The 18,799-nt window shown below is 45.8% G+C and carries 18 protein-coding genes; 8 read left to right on the forward strand and 10 right to left on the reverse strand.

The window, feature by feature from the left end:
• Nucleotides 1-29 precede the first annotated feature (29 nt).
• From fbaA to SD450_RS09305, 8 genes are all read left to right on the forward strand, one after another.
• The gene (fbaA, locus tag SD450_RS09270; protein ID WP_318344287.1) at nt 30-1,097 is read left to right on the forward strand and encodes a class II fructose-bisphosphate aldolase; all 1,068 of its coding nucleotides are present in this window, start codon (nt 30-32) and stop codon (nt 1,095-1,097) included.
• 33 nt (nt 1,098-1,130) lie between these two features.
• The gene (gene accD / locus SD450_RS09275) at nt 1,131-1,991 is read left to right on the forward strand and encodes an acetyl-CoA carboxylase, carboxyltransferase subunit beta (protein WP_318344288.1); all 861 of its coding nucleotides are present in this window, start codon (nt 1,131-1,133) and stop codon (nt 1,989-1,991) included.
• A gap of 108 nt (nt 1,992-2,099) precedes the next feature.
• Entirely contained in the window at nt 2,100-2,369 is a 270-nt protein-coding gene (gene rpsO, locus SD450_RS09280) for a 30S ribosomal protein S15 (protein ID WP_108424261.1), read from the forward strand.
• Nucleotides 2,370-2,590: 221 nt separating this feature from the next.
• Nucleotides 2,591-4,843, forward strand: a complete 2,253-nt coding sequence (locus SD450_RS09285; protein WP_318344289.1) for a polyribonucleotide nucleotidyltransferase — start codon at nt 2,591-2,593, stop codon at nt 4,841-4,843.
• Between the two features lie 166 nt (nt 4,844-5,009).
• Entirely contained in the window at nt 5,010-5,873 is an 864-nt protein-coding gene (locus SD450_RS09290; RefSeq protein WP_072878578.1) for a sigma-70 family RNA polymerase sigma factor, read from the forward strand.
• Nucleotides 5,874-6,060: 187 nt separating this feature from the next.
• Entirely contained in the window at nt 6,061-6,720 is a 660-nt protein-coding gene (gene rpe, locus SD450_RS09295) for a ribulose-phosphate 3-epimerase (RefSeq protein WP_318344290.1), read from the forward strand.
• Entirely contained in the window at nt 6,720-7,700 is a 981-nt protein-coding gene (locus tag SD450_RS09300) for a YpdA family putative bacillithiol disulfide reductase (RefSeq protein WP_318344291.1), read from the forward strand. The genes rpe and SD450_RS09300 overlap by 1 nt, the downstream gene beginning before the upstream one ends.
• Nucleotides 7,701-7,806: 106 nt before the next feature.
• Nucleotides 7,807-8,175 (forward strand): DMT family protein, encoded by a 369-nt coding sequence (locus SD450_RS09305; RefSeq protein ID WP_318344292.1) that lies wholly within the window; start codon nt 7,807-7,809, stop codon nt 8,173-8,175.
• 13 nt (nt 8,176-8,188) lie between these two features.
• On the opposite strand, the gene SD450_RS09310 is transcribed toward SD450_RS09305, so the two are convergent.
• The 10 genes from SD450_RS09310 to SD450_RS09355 all read right to left on the reverse strand — a co-directional run bounded on the left by SD450_RS09310 (nt 8,189) and on the right by SD450_RS09355 (nt 18,673).
• A complete protein-coding gene (locus SD450_RS09310; protein ID WP_318344293.1) occupies nt 8,189-9,232 on the reverse strand; it encodes an ATP-grasp domain-containing protein in 1,044 nt (347 codons plus the stop codon).
• Between the two features lie 3 nt (nt 9,233-9,235).
• On the reverse strand, nt 9,236-9,955 hold the full coding sequence (locus SD450_RS09315; protein ID WP_318344294.1) for an NRDE family protein: 720 nt from the start codon (nt 9,953-9,955) through the stop codon (nt 9,236-9,238).
• On the reverse strand, nt 9,943-10,428 hold the full coding sequence (locus SD450_RS09320; RefSeq protein WP_318344295.1) for a DinB family protein: 486 nt from the start codon (nt 10,426-10,428) through the stop codon (nt 9,943-9,945). The genes SD450_RS09315 and SD450_RS09320 overlap by 13 nt, the downstream gene beginning before the upstream one ends.
• A gap of 2 nt (nt 10,429-10,430) precedes the next feature.
• Nucleotides 10,431-11,084 (reverse strand): LysE family transporter, encoded by a 654-nt coding sequence (locus SD450_RS09325; RefSeq protein ID WP_318344296.1) that lies wholly within the window; start codon nt 11,082-11,084, stop codon nt 10,431-10,433.
• Between the two features lie 97 nt (nt 11,085-11,181).
• Nucleotides 11,182-11,628, reverse strand: coding sequence for a YHS domain-containing (seleno)protein (locus SD450_RS09330; RefSeq protein ID WP_318344297.1), 447 nt, complete (start codon nt 11,626-11,628; stop codon nt 11,182-11,184).
• Nucleotides 11,629-12,294: 666 nt separating this feature from the next.
• Complete coding sequence (locus SD450_RS09335) at nt 12,295-13,140, reverse strand: universal stress protein (RefSeq protein ID WP_119648667.1); 846 nt, start codon at nt 13,138-13,140, stop codon at nt 12,295-12,297.
• Nucleotides 13,141-13,322: 182 nt separating this feature from the next.
• On the reverse strand, nt 13,323-14,165 hold the full coding sequence (locus SD450_RS09340; protein WP_119648666.1) for a universal stress protein: 843 nt from the start codon (nt 14,163-14,165) through the stop codon (nt 13,323-13,325).
• An 87-nt stretch (nt 14,166-14,252) separates the two neighbouring features.
• Nucleotides 14,253-15,311 carry a response regulator gene (locus SD450_RS09345; RefSeq protein ID WP_119648665.1) on the reverse strand — a complete coding sequence of 353 codons (1,059 nt, stop codon included), beginning with the start codon at nt 15,309-15,311 and terminating at the stop codon, nt 14,253-14,255.
• A gap of 79 nt (nt 15,312-15,390) precedes the next feature.
• Entirely contained in the window at nt 15,391-17,277 is a 1,887-nt protein-coding gene (locus SD450_RS09350; RefSeq protein ID WP_119648664.1) for a sensor histidine kinase, read from the reverse strand.
• 439 nt (nt 17,278-17,716) lie between these two features.
• Nucleotides 17,717-18,673 (reverse strand): ROK family protein, encoded by a 957-nt coding sequence (locus tag SD450_RS09355; RefSeq protein ID WP_119648662.1) that lies wholly within the window; start codon nt 18,671-18,673, stop codon nt 17,717-17,719.
• Nucleotides 18,674-18,799: the final 126 nt, after the last annotated feature.

The following is an 18,799-nucleotide window of genomic DNA, read 5'->3' on the forward strand; positions in this document are numbered from 1 at the left end:
CCTATTTTAACTCGAAACCATCTTAAACTATGTCCCATAATATTAAACCGGGCGTTGCTACCGGTGATGAAGTACAGGCAATTTTCAAACACGCAAAGGAAAACGGCTACGCACTGCCCGCGGTGAACGTAATCGGATCTGACACTATCAATGCAGTAATGGAAACCGCTGCCACACTAAATTCTCCGGTCATTATCCAGTTTTCCAATGGAGGGGCACAATTCAATGCCGGCAAGGGACTTTCCAATGAAGGCCAAAGAGCGGCCATCCTCGGAGGAATTGCAGGTGCCAAGCACATACACCAGTTGGCCGAGGCCTATGGGGCAACGGTAATCCTTCACACCGACCACTGCGCCAAAAAATTGTTGCCTTGGATCGATGGGCTTTTGGATGCCAGTGAAGCACATTTCAAGGCCACAGGAAAACCTTTGTACAGCTCACACATGATCGATCTTTCCGAAGAACCTTTGGAAGAGAACATTGAGCTCTGCAAGGAATATTTGAAGCGAATGAGCAAAATGGGCATGACCTTGGAAATCGAATTGGGTATCACCGGCGGCGAAGAGGATGGCGTGGACAACTCCGATGTTGACGATTCCAAACTCTACACCCAGCCCGAAGAAGTGGCCTATGCCTATGAAGAGCTTTCAAAAATCAGCCATAGGTTCACCATAGCAGCAGCTTTCGGTAACGTTCACGGGGTCTATAAACCAGGAAACGTGAAACTGACTCCAAAAATCCTGAGAAATTCCCAAGAATACATTTCGGAAAAATATGGCGTGGGACACAACCATATCGATTTCGTTTTCCACGGTGGCTCAGGTTCCACTTTGGAAGAGATCAGGGAAGCCATCGGATATGGGGTCATCAAAATGAACATCGACACCGACCTTCAATATGCCTTTTTGGAAGGGGTAAGGGATTATGTGCAGAACAAATCCGCCTACCTACAGGCCCAGATCGGAAATCCCGAAGGAGACGACCAACCCAATAAAAAATACTACGACCCAAGGGTTTGGTTGAGGGAAGGTGAAAAAACCTTCATCAACCGCCTGAAGAAAGCTTTTGAAGACCTAAACAACGTAAATACGCTGTAAATCTAAGTCCTCATCTAACTAAATATTGATTACATGTCGTCTTGGTTTAAAAGAAAGGAAAAAGGAATACAGACCGCAACCGAGGAGAAAAAGGACACCCCGAAAGGGCTATGGTACAAATCCCCCACAGGAAAGATCGTAGAGTCCGAGGACCTCGCCAAAAACTTCTATGTCAGTCCCGAGGACGATTACCACGTTAGGATCGGGAGCAAGGAATATTTTGAGATCCTTTTTGATGACAACAAGTTCAAGGAACTGGATGCCAACTTAAAGTCCAAAGACCCCTTGAAATTTGTGGACACCAAAAAATATTCCGAACGCCTGAAGGCCGCAGAGCAAAAGACCGGTCTGAAAGATGCCGTGAGGAGTGCCGTGGGCAAGTCGATGGGAAAGGAACTTGTGGTTTCGTGTATGGACTTCGCCTTCATCGGGGGCTCCATGGGCAGCGTGGTTGGGGAAAAAATCTCCCGCGCCATTGATGTGGCCATGAAGAAAAAGATCCCGTTCCTGATGATTTCCAAATCCGGGGGTGCCCGTATGATGGAAGCTGCGCTTTCCCTTATGCAGTTGGCAAAGACATCCGCCAAATTGGCCCAGTTGGCCGAGGCGAAGATACCTTACATCTCTTTGTGCACGGACCCCACTACGGGGGGGACCACCGCATCTTATGCGATGCTAGGGGACATCAACATCTCCGAGCCAGGTGCCTTGATCGGATTTGCAGGACCAAGGGTGGTCAAGGATACCACGGGAAAAGACCTTCCGGATGGTTTCCAGACCGCTGAATTTCTGAAGGAGCATGGATTTTTGGATTTCATCACCCACCGTAGGGATTTGAAGAAAAACGTCAACCTGTACATTGATCTCATCACCAATCAACCCATCAGGTCGTAAAAGGGACCATTCGCTCCCATTAAAGTTTCATAGTCCAAAAAAAGAATTATCTTTGCGCGCTGATCGAAGGTCGATCGATACATAAAAATCATTTAAATAAATATTGGAATGTATTTAACCAAAGAAGTAAAAGCCGACATTTTCAAGAAACACGGCGGCTCTGAGAGCAACACCGGTTCTACGGAAGGGCAGATTGCACTGTTCACACACCGTATCAACCACTTGACAGAACACCTTAAAAGGAACCACAAGGATTACAACACCGAGCGTTCCTTGGTAAGACTGGTAGGTAAAAGACGTAGTCTTTTGGATTACCTGAAGAAAAAAGATATTGAAAAGTACCGTACCCTTATCAAAGAGTTGGGTATCAGAAAATAAAAATGGAAGGGGAGGCCTTGGCTTCCCCTTTTTATTTTACTGGATTTGCTCCAGTTTTTAAAAGTCCCGACCCAAAAATCGGGCAAACACAAAAAGCTGCTTATAGTTTTTCATTGGTCAGTGCCCTTGGCACACAACAACAACACAACCCGACCGCCCGGACGGCGGTAGACCAAATGTTTAACGACCCAGATCAAGAATGATCGGGTAAGATTATTTGTATGATTCCAAAAACTTTTAAAGAGGTCATTGACCTTGGTAACGGTAGGACGATTTCTATCGAAACCGGAAAATTGGCAAAACAGGCCCATGGTTCTGTAGTTGTCCAATCAGGCAAATGTATGTTGCTATGTACAGTTGTCTCCAATTATCAAGCTTCGGATGTGGACTTTTTGCCCCTTACCGTAGATTATCGTGAAAAATTTGCCGCTGCGGGACGTTACCCAGGCGGTTTCTTCAAGCGTGAGGCAAGGCCCAGCGATGGCGAAGTGCTTACCATGCGTTTGGTGGACAGGGTATTGCGCCCATTGTTCCCCAAAGATTACCACTCAGAGACCCAGGTGATGATCCAATTGATGTCCCATGACGAAGAGGTCATGCCGGACGCCATGGCAGGATTGGCCGCTTCTGCAGCCATCCAATTGTCCGACATTCCTTTTGAATGTCCCATTTCCGAAGTTCGCGTAGGTCGGGTGAACGGTGAGTTCATCATCAACCCTACCATGGCACAATTGAAGGAGTCCGACATTGACATGGTCATCGGTGCTTCCGAAGATTCTGTAATGATGGTAGAAGGCGAAATGGGTGAGATCTCCGAAGAGGAGATGGTCGAAGCCATCAAGTTTGCCCATGAGGCCATCAAGGTACAATGTGCCGCCCAGGTCAGATTGGCCGAGGCTGTTGGCAAAAAAGAGATCAGGGAGTACGAGCCTGAGGCTGAGGATGAAGAGCTTCAAAAGAAAATCCATACCATGGCCTATGACAAGGTCTATGAAGTGGCCAAGGCCGGTTCTTCCAAAAAAGAGCGCAGTGAGGCCTTTGCCAATATCAAGGAAGAGATCAAAGCCTCTTTTTCCGAAGAAGAACTGGAAGAATTTGGTGGATTGATTTCCAAATACTACCATAAGACCGAAAAAGAAGCCGTTAGGAACCTTACTTTGGAAGAAGGTCTTCGTTTGGACGGAAGGAAAACCACCGACATTCGCCCCATTTGGTGCGAGGTGGATTACTTGCCCTCCGTACACGGCTCATCCATCTTTACCAGAGGGGAAACACAGGCTTTGGCCACGGTGACCTTGGGAACTTCCAGGGAAGCCAACCAAATAGACATGCCGTCCTACGAAGGTGAGGAAACATTCTACCTGCACTACAACTTCCCCCCTTTCTCAACAGGAGAGGCAAGACCCATCCGAGGTACATCCCGTAGAGAGGTCGGACACGGTAACTTGGCACAACGTGCCCTAAAGGGCATGATCCCTGCGGATTGTCCTTACACCGTTCGTGTGGTTTCAGAAGTATTGGAGTCCAACGGTTCCTCTTCCATGGCCACTGTTTGTTCGGGCACCATGGCATTGATGGATGCTGGTATTCAGTTGAAAAAACCCGTTTCAGGTATCGCCATGGGATTGATCACCGATACCGAAAGTGGCAAGTATGCCGTTCTTTCGGATATCTTGGGCGATGAGGACCACTTGGGCGATATGGACTTTAAGGTCACCGGTACTGCAGATGGTATTACTGCCTGCCAAATGGACATTAAAGTAAAGGGACTTTCCTATGAAATCTTGGTAAAGGCGTTGATGCAGGCCAAGGATGGAAGGATGCACATCCTGAAAGAATTGACCGATACCATTGCCGAGCCAAGACCAGAGGTGAAACCTTACGCTCCAAAAATCGTTACCCGAATCATTCCTGGTGAGTTCATCGGTGCACTGATCGGTAAAGGTGGAGAGGTGATCCAAGATCTACAGAAAAAATCCAAGACCACGATTGTCATCAACGAAGATCCAGATACTGAAGAAGGTATCGTGGAAATTCTGGGTACCGACCAAGATGGCATCAACATGGTGTTGGCCAAGATCGATTCGTTGCTGTTCAAACCAGAAGTGGGCAGCGTTTACGAAGTGAAGGTCATCAAAATGTTGGAATTTGGCGCTGTGGTGGAATACACTGAGTCCCCTGGCAACGAAGTATTGCTCCACGTGTCCGAATTGGCTTGGGAACGTACCGAAAATGTTTCCGACGTGGTCAACATGGGAGATGTCTTTGATGTGAAATACCTAGGTATCGACCCAAGGACCAAAAAGGAAAAAGTTTCCAGAAAGGCACTGTTGCCCAAACCGGAAGGCTATAAAGAAAGACCTCCAAGAGATGATCGTGGTGGTGACCGTGGTGACCGAAGAGGTGGCGGCGACCGTAGAGGTGGTGGTGACCGCAGAGGCGGTGATCGTGACAGAAAGCCCAGAAGGGACTAAGTCCAACCTCCATATCAGAAAACAAACCCTGGGAACATTCCCGGGGTTTTTTCGTTTTTAGAAAACTTTCACAAAGAAATTTTACCAAAATGTAACTTTTTGAATTTTTCAACGTATAACCTAATGAGCCTCTGCTCACAAACTTAATTTGAAGGGATTTTTTTAGATGAGACAGTTAAAGATTACAAAACAGGTTACCAATAGGGAAACCGCTTCGTTGGACAAATATTTGCAGGAAATCGGCAAGGTGGATTTGATCACCGCCGATGAGGAAGTGGAGTTGGCACAACGGATAAAAGCGGGAGATCAGGTAGCGCTTGAAAAATTGACCAAAGCCAACCTCAGGTTCGTCGTTTCCGTGGCCAAGCAGTACCAAAACCAAGGACTCACCCTTCCCGATTTGATCAATGAAGGGAACTTGGGATTGATCAAGGCCGCACAGCGTTTTGACGAGACCCGTGGATTTAAATTTATTTCATATGCCGTTTGGTGGATCCGTCAGTCCATTCTTCAGGCCTTGGCGGAGCAATCCAGGATTGTACGTCTGCCGTTGAACAAGATCGGCTCCATCAACAAGATCAACAAGACCTTTGCTTTCTTGGAGCAAGCGCACGAACGTACCCCATCTGCCGAGGAAATTGCCAAAGAATTGGACATGACCGTGGAAGATGTGAAGCAATCCTTGAAAAATTCGGGCCGCCACGTATCCATGGACGCCCCTTTGATCGATGGTGAGGATTCCAACCTCTATGATGTATTGCGAAGTGGGGAGTCCCCTAACCCGGACAAGGAACTTTTGCATGAATCCCTGCGTACGGAAATCGAGCGTGCATTGGAGACCTTGACCCCCAGGGAAGCAGATGTCATCAGGCTTTACTTTGGTTTGGCCGGACAACATTCCATGACCTTGGAAGAGATCGGTGAGACTTTTGACCTGACCAGGGAAAGGGTCCGACAGATCAAGGAAAAGGCCATCCGAAGGCTAAAACACACCTCCAGAAGTAAGATTTTAAAGACATATCTGGGATAAAGTGATAAAAAAACACAATAAATTACAGTTAAACATACCTTAAATTGTTTTTTTGGCAGGAAAGTTGTAATTTGTGTACCTACAACAGTTAATCATGACTGTTCGTTTTTTGATTGATGAATAAACTCCGGCTGATTACCGGAGTTTTTTCATTTATAGGAACCTTGTAATTGGCTAACTTTGTACCATGGACAAGACAATAATTGCCCCTTCGTTACTGGCCTCTGATTTTGCCAATCTGCAACGCGATATCGAAATGGTGAACCTAAGTGAGGCCGATTGGTTTCATTTGGACATCATGGACGGGATGTTCGTTCCCAATATTTCTTTCGGAATGCCCGTAGTGGAAGCCATTGCCAAGCATGCCAAAAAACCATTGGACACCCATTTGATGATCGTGGATCCCGACCGCTATATCAAAACCTTTGCGGAACTGGGTGTGGCACATCTGACCGTGCATTATGAGGTTTGCCCCCATTTGCACAGGACCTTGCAAGCCATAAAGGCAGAGGGCATGAAGGCCGGTGTGGCCATCAACCCGCACACGTCCATCAACCTGTTGGAAGATACCATCCAAGATATCGATATTGTGCTGGTCATGAGCGTAAACCCGGGTTTTGGGGGACAATCGTTCATTGAGAACACCTATCAAAAGGTAAAAGACCTGAAAAATCTGATCCAAAAGAAGAACGCAAAGACCTTGATCGAAATCGACGGGGGCGTCAATGCGGCCAACGCCAAGAAACTGGTGGAACACGGTGCCGATGTTTTGGTGGCGGGCAGTTTTGTGTTCAAAAGCGAAAATCCCGTAGAGACCATCAAAGATCTAAAAGAAAGGACTTTGTAATGCAGGAGTTTGATGTTGCCATTATTGGAGGAGGTCCCATTGGCATTGCCTGTGGGTTGGAGGCCAAAAAAAGAGGGCTCAACTACATCATCATTGAAAAAGGACCCATTGTCAATTCTTTGTTCAACTATCCCATCAACATGCAATTTTTTTCCTCTTCGGAAAAATTGGAGATAGATGGGATTCCCTTTATCAGTAAAGAGGCCAAACCCAAGCGCAACGAAGCCTTGGAGTACTACCGAAGGATAGTGACCTCCAATAATCTGGACATCCATCTGTTCGAAAAGGTGCTTGCCGTGGAAAAAGAAGGGAATATTTTCCATGTCCATACCGATAAAAGCGGGTACAGGGCAAAAAACGTGATCGTGGCCACTGGTTTTTACGATTTGCCCAACCGTATAAACGTGCCGGGCGAAGAATTGCCCAAAGTATCCCATTATTATAAGGACCCCCATTTTTATGCCAGTCAGAAATTGGCCGTAATCGGGGCGAGCAACTCGGCCATCGATGCCGCTCTCGAATGCTGGCGTAAGGGCGCAGAGGTCTCCCTGATCATCCGTGGTCCCGAAGTGGGCCCAAGGGTAAAATATTGGGTGCGCCCAGACATCATCAACCGAATTGAGGAAGGCAGCATCAAGGCCTATTACAACAGCACCGTGAAAGAAATCAAACCTAGAGAAATCATCATCCACAGCCCCGAGGGAGAAACCGTTTTGGAAAACGATTTTGTCCTCGCATTGACGGGCTACATGCCCAATTTTGCCTTTTTGGAAAAGTTGGGCATTGCCCTTTCCGATGATGCGAAGCGCATTCCTTCCTATGATCCCGAGACCATGGAGACCAATGTGCCCGGACTGTTCCTGGCCGGGGTGATCTGCGGCGGAATGGAGACCCATAAGTGGTTCATTGAAAATTCCCGCATCCACGCACCCATCATCATGGATGCCATTGAAAAAAAAGAAGAATCCATCGCAAAATAAACGCATTCGTTCTAAGACGCTTCCGAATTAGACATTCAAGCATGCCATAATTCGGGCAAAGATCTACCTTAGCCTATACAATCCACATCAAACTTAGGATACTTTTATGAAAGCACTTGCTACCATTGGGCTGTTGGTCTTGAGCAATACCTTTATGGTGATTGCCTGGTATGGCCATCTCAAATTTCATGAGTGGAAATGGTTCAACAAACTGGGCCTGATTTCCATTGTACTGATCAGTTGGGGAATCGCCCTTTTTGAATACATGTTCCAAGTGCCCGCAAACAAGATCGGGTTTCGGGAAAACGGCGGACCGTTCAGCCTCATCCAATTAAAGGTGATCCAAGAAGTGATCACTCTGGTGGTCTTTGCCATCTTCACCTTGGTGGTGTTCAAGACCGAAACCTTTAGGGCAAACCACATCATCTCCTTCTTTTTTCTGGTCTTGGCGGTGTATTTTATGTTCAAGAAGTAAAAATTGCCCCCATTTAGATGGCCTTGAGCTGTGCCTGTAATGCTCCATTTTCCCGAAGCATGGCCCTGCCATCCCTGAAACTTAAGTATGAATGCCCCTTTTGGTGGTTGAGCCTGCTCACTTCGCACATCATGCCCCAATGCCGCGCTATCTCGCTCCATGCGAACCACAATGAATGCTTGGGGTCGTAGATATGGGTGGCCTCGCCCCCTGCCCCATTGATTTCGATCACGCTGAAATTTTTGCCTTGGCAGAGGTCTTCAAAAGTATGGTAGAGCACATCCAACCTTCCGTAATGAAAATCTTCCATGGGCACGCAGATCTCATTTATGGTCTTGGCAAGTGCATCGTTCAATTGATGGCTGATGTCCACAAACTTGGCACCCCGTGTATGGCTTCCGTAGGGAACCAAGATATATTCTTCACCCTCTTTCAAAATAGTGTGGAGCCGCTCTCCCAACTTTTCCTTCAATCTATGCAATTGCAGATGGCTTCTCGGGTTTCTCTTGATGAGTTCCAAGATGGTGCTCCTTCCGTCCCCAACAACGGAAAGAAATTCCTTGGACACGATTCCCGTAACCTTTCCGAGGGCCTCTCCTGGTTTTCTGACATAAAAAATACCCACTTCCTGATGATAGGGGATCAGTTCCTGCGCCAAGTAGTGGGAAGGGGTTTTCAGGGCATATTCCCTGAACTGCTGCTCATCATATATTTTTTCCACCCCGAAGGATTTCATGCCAATATCGGGCTTGGCAATAAATGGAAAGGATATACCAGTGGCCAAAATCCGTTCCAAGGCCGCTTCGGGAGCTTCATCCTTGGCCAGGAACACGGTATTGGGAATGTATTGTCGGGGTATCAGTCCATAAATCGACATTTTGGACTCCATGGCCATCCCCCCATTTTTCATGCTGGGATTGGCGGCATTGAAAAAGAAAAGGGAACGTGCTTTTAGGGAATAGTAGAGCCAAACCGGGAACAATGGATAATAAACGGCCCACAACGGCCAATATTCCCAATGCGTGAGCTTGTGCCACTTCAATTTCAGGGCATCCATTCTTTAAACGGTGAGTTGGTTCGGTGAAAAAGAGACTTCAAAGACCTTGTCGTTCAGCAGGTCGATGTGCTTCAAAAGGCTCTGCTCTTCATGCTCCAGTATGGCCTGGGTGACACTGAAGGTCTTCAACCCCGTTTTTCTGTCTATGACAAATCCGTTCTGAAAATCATCATGGTTGTTGGTATGGAAATCCACCATATCCGATGCTTCAACTGGATGGGTTCTTTCCATAAATCCATCGAACAACGAGGCCCGATGGGCTATAACAGCATCGTCATAAAGGGTCGCCGACGACCAGATATGGTTTTTGGACTTATCCAACGGTCTGAAATATTTTTGTCCGCCATCCCATCTGAATTCCAATAGTTCGGCATGGAACAATATCAGTGTGAAAGGTTCGATGTTGTGCAAGTCCATTTTCCAGAGCAAACTCTGTGGGTCTTTGGCACCGATTACGTCCAAAAGTACCAACCCACGGCTCCTCGCATAGTTTCCATTGGGGCTGTGCCTCACAAAGGCACCGTTCAACAGCACCGCAGCGGCCCCCATTTCGTTGAGGGCAAACCAAGTGCCACCGGCCTTGGGGTCTTTGGGAAAAAGCACTTTAAAGGAGCCTATGGTCTCTTCCTTGGGCTCATGGGCCAACGGTCGGGATATGTGCTCATCCCTATTGGAAGTGATGATGTATTTTTTTCCGGCGGGAACAAAACTTACTGTGCACATGCCTTTCTGTATTGGATGGTGGAAGGGGCCACTCCAAAGGACTCCGGAAGCTGCTTTTCAGTTAGATATTGTATGCCCACTTTAATGAGTGCATGGTGGTGAATGGTATGCTCCAGATTGTACATGACCTCCCTGTGATAATTGGAATCCAGACAGACATCTTCACCTCCCAGTTCATAATTGACCTTTATGGGCTTGTTGGGGCGTTCCAGTTGGCCCTGTATCCAAGTCAATTGCTCAATGGCCAAGGGGAGCTCTTCGGCGATTTTCAAATTACGTTCCCGACGGTCGTAGGAAACATCGGCGGCCTCATAGCCATTGATCAAGCAAAGGTACAGCTCGATGATATGGCGGGTATGCTGGCCAATACTGGAGTCGGAGAGAACACTACATGACTGTGCGTAGCAATCGGTGGGCAATCCCAAAAGGATGTGCTTAAACTGCTCAAGGGTATCCAAGGAAGATTTGAACATACTTACTCGATTTTGTAATTAATTCGTTTTTTGATGATAATGAACATAAGATAGAAAGAAAATCCAAGGTACAATAGTCCCATAAAAAGATTTGTGATGTCATGGTACTGGTCGTAGTTGGAAAAGATGAATTTCCCCATAGCAATAAAAATTCCCAATCCGGTAAGGGTACCCAAACCGATTCCCATAATATAAAATATATAATGAAGGCTTGTGTTCTGTAAAATTCCCTTATGGTCCAGCACTTTGTTCCACGTCAGCCAAAAAGGGAACTGCAAGGGATTCAGGGCGCTCAGCAACAGTCCGAGCACAAAGGTCGATTTTATCTGTGGAAAGAAATCAGCAGTGGAATCTGTAGTCTGCATTCTGGACATGTCCAAAAAACTGGTCAGCGACAGGTAGAGCAACAACACAACGCCAAGAGGAAGTATGTAGCCCATGGCTCTTTTCCCCAGATGCAATCTTTCACTGCCATATAGGGCAAGCCTGACCACCGAAAGTTCCACTAGGATCACAGCCAAAGCGAACCAGCTTGCCGATACCAACCCTTGGGATGCCGCAATATCGAAAGCCGTGAGATTCAGTGTTCCAAAGGGCAGTGCCCCAACGAAGCTGATCAATAAACCATACAAACAGACTTTTGCGTAGTCGGACATATTGGGAATTAATGGTTAACAGGGCCCCGAAACAAGGATACTTTGTATCTCAACAACAGAGGAACCCTAACCGTTAGACTTGGATTTGCTCGGAATGTTACGGATTCTTTATCTTTTTCCAGTTCCCATCTGCCTTGGCCTTCAGTTCATTTGGAGATTCATTGAGCCACAAGTCCAGCGTATTGGTTTTACCGACATTGTAGAACAGGTACAATTTCCCCTGCCTGATCTCAAAAGTTTCCGGGTCCACCTTTACTTTTTTCCCAGAAACAGCCACGGCATAGGCGCAGTAACCGCCATATTCAGGTAGGTATTTTTGGGGGTCCGCAGTAAACTTTTCCATATTGGACTGGCTTATGAACTTATATTTTACGCCATCATAAGTAGTGGTGTATTCCTTGAGTCCTTCTTGGGCCTTGCCTGAAAAATAGGACACCACGTCATATCCATTGGCGGCGTAGCCCTTTTGGATGTTGTAATCAATGGTCTGTGCCTGGACCAAAGCCCCAAGCATCAAAAAGAGAGCGAAAATTGTTTTTTTCATATCTGTATAGTGATGTTCCATAAAACCAACTTGGAAAATCCGACGGTCTTGTTGGGATTAGTCCGAAGGTTTTTTTATTCCTTTCATGGATGTACCATAAAATTCAAATTAATCATTTTTCTTGCCTTCAAAACCACTTCCATTTCTTCAAACGGCCTATTCGCAAGTGGATATCCATCCATACTCCTCAAATGGAAGAACAACAATAACTATTCGATAAAATAAAATATGTGACAGCTCCCACTAACAATACAAGTCGATGATTTGGCCAGTAATACGATGATGCCCTCAGTTTGTTTGAATTACAGCAATAAGTAAAAAAAGCAGGCAAAATGTCTGCTTTTTCTTTATCTGTGACTACAGGAGCCTGTCTGTCGGCAGACAGGGGTTTGAATGCCCAACCCTCAGAGCCGAAACCTATTTGCCTGTAGGTAAATCTGATATTTAAAAAGCCTGCAAAAACTTGCAGGCTTTTAATGTGACCTCAAGAGGACACAGTTCAAACTTTTTGAAGGAAGATATTGAAATCATTATCAAAGAATCATTTCATATTAGAAGTGCTTGATTTTAATTTTTCAATGAGTTCTATGCTATAAATAATGAATGTGGTGGCATTTTTGATTAAATTTTTAATATCTCTTAGCGATCTACGATTGCAAATAAATACTATTTATCTAAATGTGGAATGACCATAAAGGGAAAGGTAATATGAAACCCTATCTTTTTAATGGTAGGCTCAATGAACAACCGCTCCAAAAAAGTATGCCTGTTCTGTACCATGACCAAGAGGTTCGTTCGTTTCTTTACCTGAAAACCGTTAATGGCAGTAATTATTTCCTGGCTCGGCAAATCGTGGAACAGGTGGGCAATCCCGTTAAGAACATCCTTTAGTTTTTGTTTGTTCTTCAGTTGATTTTGTGTCAAGTCAAAGCCCGAGGAAACGTGTATTATCTCTATATCGCCACTATGGCTTATAGCAATGTTCAAAAGTTGTTGCAACTGTTCTTTTTGATAATCGATCTCATAATCGGTCGGAAAGAGGATTTTCGTTGGATTTTCATACTCATGGCCTGAAGGTACCGCGATAACCGGGCAGGTCGCTTTTTTGATGACATGTACTGTTTGCGTGCCCAACAATAATTCTTTCGCCCCCGTTGCCCCTTGGGTACCCATGATAACAAGGTCGGCCTTTTCGTTTTTTACGGTCTGAATTACTTCGTCTACCAAAAAATTCAAGGCGCTATGGGGTATAAAAATATGTGCTGGATCATCGAATTCTTCTTCGAGCTTGGTTTTCAGTTCTTCCAGTCGGCTTTGGGAACTTTCTTGGTATGAATCGCCCAGCCCGATCTGACCGGGACTTTGCAATACATATTCCGTCTGGTAGATGGCCGGGGTATAGGTGTGGAGCAAATAAAAAGTAGTCTGCACATCATTAAACAACTGTACTGCATAACGGATGGCATTATACGCATTTTCGGAAAAATCGGTTGGTAGGATTATTTTTTTCATCGTTTTAAAATTCTAGATTGGGCCAAAATAATTGGGGCACCAGTCAAAAACCGTGATATTCGTCAGTTTAAAAAATGGGGCGGTCGTATTCAGGGTACCCCCCTTTAATAAAGCCCCCCTTACTATTGACCAACTATTTTTCTTGATCTTAAGCTTGAAACCAGGGAAACCTGAAATATTTTTCATTCATGTAGCACCAAAAAAGGCACCTCGGTATGATAGCTGATCTTCTCCACTTCCGGTCGAAATAAAATCCGTTGGAAGAAATTTAGGTTCTTGGCAACCATAGCAATCATATCAATATCCCTGCTTTCGACAAAGTGTTGGATAGCAGTTTCAAGACTTTGGCCTGTTACCGAATGAAAACTATGATCGACATCTACGAGATAGTCGTGAAGAAAATTCTTGTTGTTATGTTGCTCCTCGCTCAACTCCTTTACAGTTTTAGAGATATGCAAAATGCTGAGTTTGGTCTTGTTCATCGCAAGCATTTCGATCAGAGTATCCAATACATTCATATCGTAACCGATCTGGTAATCGGTAGGAAATGCGATTTCCTTGAGAGCGGCATATTCCGCATTTTCGGGAATTGCCAATAACGGACATTTTACCCTAGTGATCACATCGCCGGTATTGCTTCCGATGGTAGCTTTTTTTAACCCCGTTGCGCCTTTGGTACCCATAATGATCAGGTCGATCCTTTTGTTTTCAGATTGCCGTTTTATGGCATCCACAAAAATATCGAAGAGGGCGAGGGGAACAAAAGTATGTCCGGTATTCAGGGGGATCTCCTTTTTTATGCGATCCAACAATCGCCGAAGTTTTTCTTTGCTATCCTTTAGAATGATAGTATTAATGTTTTCACCCGCTGCACCTACCGCCATCCCCGCACCAGAATAGTGTGGAATAGTGTTGACGTGCATGAGGTAAAAAGTACATCGCGTTTTTTTGAACATTTCAAGGCCGTATTTTATGGCGTTCCATGCGTTGTCGGAGAAATCGGTGGGGATCAAGATCTGCTTCATTCCAGCCTAAATTTTGGTATTGCCGTAAAATTAAAGCCTTCAAAACCCACATAATATGATTATGGTCATGTTCGGAAGGAGAAAAATTTAATCCACTCGCCTCAACCTATCCACATCAACGATCCTGAGATTGCGGCCCTCGATCTGGATGAGGCCTTCCTTTTTAAAACTGGAAAGGGTACGGATCAAGGTCTCGGTGGCCACACCTGCCACGCCGGCAAGATCGCTACGTAGTACGTGTAGGTTGCCCTTCGGGTCTTTTTGCAATTTTTCGGCAAATTTGAGGAGGGTACTGGCCGTTTTCCTGCGGACGGACCCGTAGGCCATTTCTAGCAATTGTTCTTTGGTTTTGGAAAGATTCCCGGAAAGAAATTGCATCAGTTCCATCGTCAGGCCGTGGTTTCTTTCCAGAAGATGTTTAACTTCTTTCGTTGTTATACCGACCAACTTGGTCGTTTCCATAGCGGTGGCATATTCGGTATGGGTGGTGGGCCCCGTAAAGCAAATAAAACCGAAAAAATCATCGGGCCTGTAGATGCCCGTAATCAGTTCCTTGCCATTGCTGTCCAGTTTATGGGTCTTTACGATTCCCTTTAGTACCAAATAGAACGTAGTGGAATACATGCCCTCTCGGTAGATGTTTTCTCCCACACCGAAACTGTATTCCTGCCCATGGTCGTCTATGTAGTTTTTGAGGTGGTGAATGGTCTTGGGCCATGTGCCCAAAGACTTTTCTGAACGGGGTTTTCCTGTACTTCCGTCTTTTAATATCGCCATTTTCGCCAGCCTACTCTCGATGGCACCTATCAGTTCGGCCTCCTCAAAGGGCTTGGTCAAGTAGTCGTCGGCGCCCAGTTGCATGCCCTTTCGAACATCTTTTCGCTCCGTCTTTGCCGAAAGGAAAATAAAAGGGATGTACTTTGTCTTGGCATCTTGTGATAGCGCCTCCAAAACCCCATAACCGTCCAGTTCGGGCATCATGATATCACAGACGATTACATCGGGAAGGTATTCCATGGCCAGTTGTACGCCCTTTTTTCCATTGGCCGCCGTTCGTACTTCATAATTGGAAAGTTCCAACAGTTCGGCCGTATTTTCCCGTAGCACGGTATCGTCTTCGATAAGTAATATCTTCTTTAAACGCATAATTCTGAACTCCTAACTTTTTCACAGCCAACTGCAACTGCCCACTTTTTAAAAACCGTCATTATTTCCCCTTTGTGGGCTAGGGGGCTTTTCCCAAAGGTAGTTCCACTGTAAAAGTACTCCCTTTGTTTTGTTTGCTAATAAAGAAAATACTTCCTCCTAAATTCTCCACATGCGCCTTTATCATATTGAGCCCGATGCCCGTACCTTGGGTCGTCAATACGTTTTCAGCCCTAAAATAGCGGTCGAAAATATGTTTTTGGTCTTTTTCAGGGATGCCGATGCCTTGATCCTTAACATGAATAATAATCTTATCCGCCATTAAATCTACCTTTAAATCTATTTCTGTATCTTCTTGGGAATATTTTACGGCGTTGGTCAAAAGGTTGGTCAGCACAAGGGCCATTATTTTTTCGTCCTGGCAGATACTTACATCATCGATATTCTGCGGATAGTTGATCCGTTGCCCGTTTTTGAGCAGCATATTCGCATTGTAGATGACTTCGTTGACCAGCTTGCTCAACGAAAATTCGGAATGGTGGTAGACCTCCTTACCTTTTTCCAATTGCTCCATGGACAGGAAATCGTCCAATATTTGGGTCAGGTGGTGTACCATTCCAGTGATGGTCTTCAAGTGCTTTTCCCTTTTTTCTTGCTGGTCTTTCTCGGTATATTTTCCCACTAAAATGGTGGAAGTCAAAATACCGCTCAGGGGCGTTTTGAATTCATGCGATACCAAGGAGAGGAATTTGGTCTTGAGATCGTTCAGTTCCTTTTCGGTTTCCAGAGCTTTTTTTAGCTGTTCCGTTCGTCGCTCAACGGTCTTTTCGAGTTTTTGGGTGTAGTCTTTACGATCTGAAATATCCAGAATAATGGCCACGATTACCTGCTTGTCGCCCAACGACGATATTTGCAGGTGAACCTCTACTGGATAGGTGGTACCGTCCTTTCGCCGATGGACGGTCTCAAAATCCATTTTTTCCATGGAACCGTCGAGTAGAGGGGATATCAGTTTTCTGAACTTATCCTCAGAGAATTCCGGTTTTAGGTCAAGTGGGGTCATTTTTTTACACTCCGCCATTACATAACCCGTATTTTTCTGTGCGCCGTAATTGGCGTTTATAAATTGCAGCGTATGTGCATCGAAGACATAGATTTCGTTTAGCGATTCATCAAAGATGCGGGCCAAATGCCCGATTTCCTGTTCGGCCATCTTGCGCTCGGTAATATCGTTCTGAATGCCCACATAATGGGTTATCCGTTCCGATTCGTCGGCGATGGGGTTGATAGAGACCTCGTTCCAGAACAACGTACCGTCTTTTTTGTAGTTGCGTAGCTGTACATGGCAGCCCTTGCCCTCTTTTATGGCACCATACATTTTTTTTACGGCTTCTTGATCGTGGTCCCCAGCTTGTAGGAACCGACAATTTCTACCGAGTATTTCCTCTTTTGCGTATCCCGTAATTTTTTCAAAGGCGGTGTTTGCATAGATGATGGGATTGTCCTCTTGTAACGCATCTGTAATGGTAATACCGTTAAGGGCCGCTTCTAGGGCAGCGGTCTTCATTTTTTGGCTTTCCTCGATTTTTTTCCGTTCGGTGACATCGATGACCAGGGCCAGCACATAGGTGTTTCCATAGAGCACAAACGGATTGAGACCGACCTCCAACGGAAACTGGTCTTTGTTCTTTCGTAACCCGAAGAGGGTACGACCTTCTGCCATTCGCCTCTGTTCGTGTTTCCGATAAAATCCGGAGACATGGGTTTGGTGGGCTTTGCTATAGGTTTGCGGAATCAAGACCTCCAAGGGTTCGCCAACGAGCGCTTCGTTTTCATAGCCGAACATAGCACTGGCCCGCGTATTGGCGGCCACGATCAGTTGTTCCTCGTTGATGACGATAATGCCCTCTGAAACCGCTTCGGACAATAACTTAAAAATGTTGCTATTTTTTTCGAAAACGCGCATAGCTTAAAATTACTTCTTTATATTTTATTTAACGAAGCAGGGCCAAAAATTGAGGCTCGTTTAACAACTAGGTATCGAACTGATTGGAATAAAGGACGAGCCGGATGCCGGCCTTGGGAATAAGTACCTTGATCTTTACAATCTTATTTATCGTATGTCCGGTACGGGGCGGATCGACATCGTTTTGGCCACGGCATTGGCCTTTTTGCCTTGGAGATGTTCCATTTTATCGGTGAGTACAACCTTGGCCGATCACGTAAACAGATTAAGAACCCGGTTTGGGCATTGCAATGTTGCCCACTTTTTATCGCGACCCAAGACCGCGATTATCATGAAAAACCAATAGGATTATAGAAATGGAGGAGCGGATTGTGTTGCAGTAGATGGTTATCCTTTTTTTAAAGGTATTCCAATGGGAGGTATTTCGATTTCTGCTCCGTTACCGGCGTTCCTCCCAAATCAATGCGGCTGCCCCACAAATGGCAGCGGTCTTTCCCTCCATACCGGAAGTCAGGATTTTTACCTTCCCCTTGTACACTTCCAACAGATATTCCTCAAAATAGGTCTGAAGGGGTTCCATCAACCATTTGCCGGTATTGACCAGGCCGCCCATCAAAAAGAAGGCCTCGGGCTGGGTAAAGGCCGTGAAGTTGGCCAATGCCAAGGCCATGGTTTTGGCGGTAAAATCAAAGGCTTTTAAGGCGATGGGATCGCCTTCCTCGGCGGCCTTGGTAATGTCCTCGCCGTGCAGGTCGTTATAGGCGATGTTGCGGAACCTGCTCTCGTCCATATACTTACTTTGCATATGTGTTATGGTGCGTTTTAGGCCTGTGGCGGAAACATAGGCTTCCAGTCCGCCCCTTATACCGAGACCAGTCAATCGACCATCTCCCAAGGTCATATCGATATGGCCTAGCTCTCCGGCAAAACCGTCGTAGCCCTCGATGAGTTTTCCGTTGGCGACGATGCCCGCGCCGAAACCGGTGCCCAAAGTGATGACGATAAAGTCATTCATGCCCTTGGCGTTTCCGAAAAGCATTTCTCCCAAGGCCGCTGCACTCGCATCGTTCATGATCCTCATGGGCAGGTCGATGCGTTGCTTCAATTTTTCGAGTAGCGGCACCGAACCTTTCCATTTGAGGTTGGCGGCATTTTCGATGGTGCCGTTCCGGCTCGATGCATTGGGCGCTCCGATACCGCAGCCGATCAGGTTGACTGGCGACTTTATCTTTGCCTTAAGTTCATCGATGCCATCCTTTATCCTAACCAAAAAATCATCGAAACTCTCAAACTCCTGTGTTCTGAAAAATAGCTGTTCGTGGCACTCGCCGTTTTGGCCCACCAGACCGATCTTGGTCTTGGTACCGCCGATATCTACTCCTGCTACTAAATCCATATTTCGCTAATTTACCTTCCCTGTTTTCAAGAATCAATTATAGCGTAAATTTTTTCAACAGTGTATGACCATGGTCATTTTTAGAGCCTCAATCGACATGTAATTTTGTCTATAACAATTAATAAA

Origin of the sequence: Flagellimonas baculiformis, from assembly GCF_033441575.1 — a bacterium.
In the GTDB taxonomy this organism is placed as follows: domain Bacteria; phylum Bacteroidota; class Bacteroidia; order Flavobacteriales; family Flavobacteriaceae; genus Flagellimonas; species Flagellimonas baculiformis.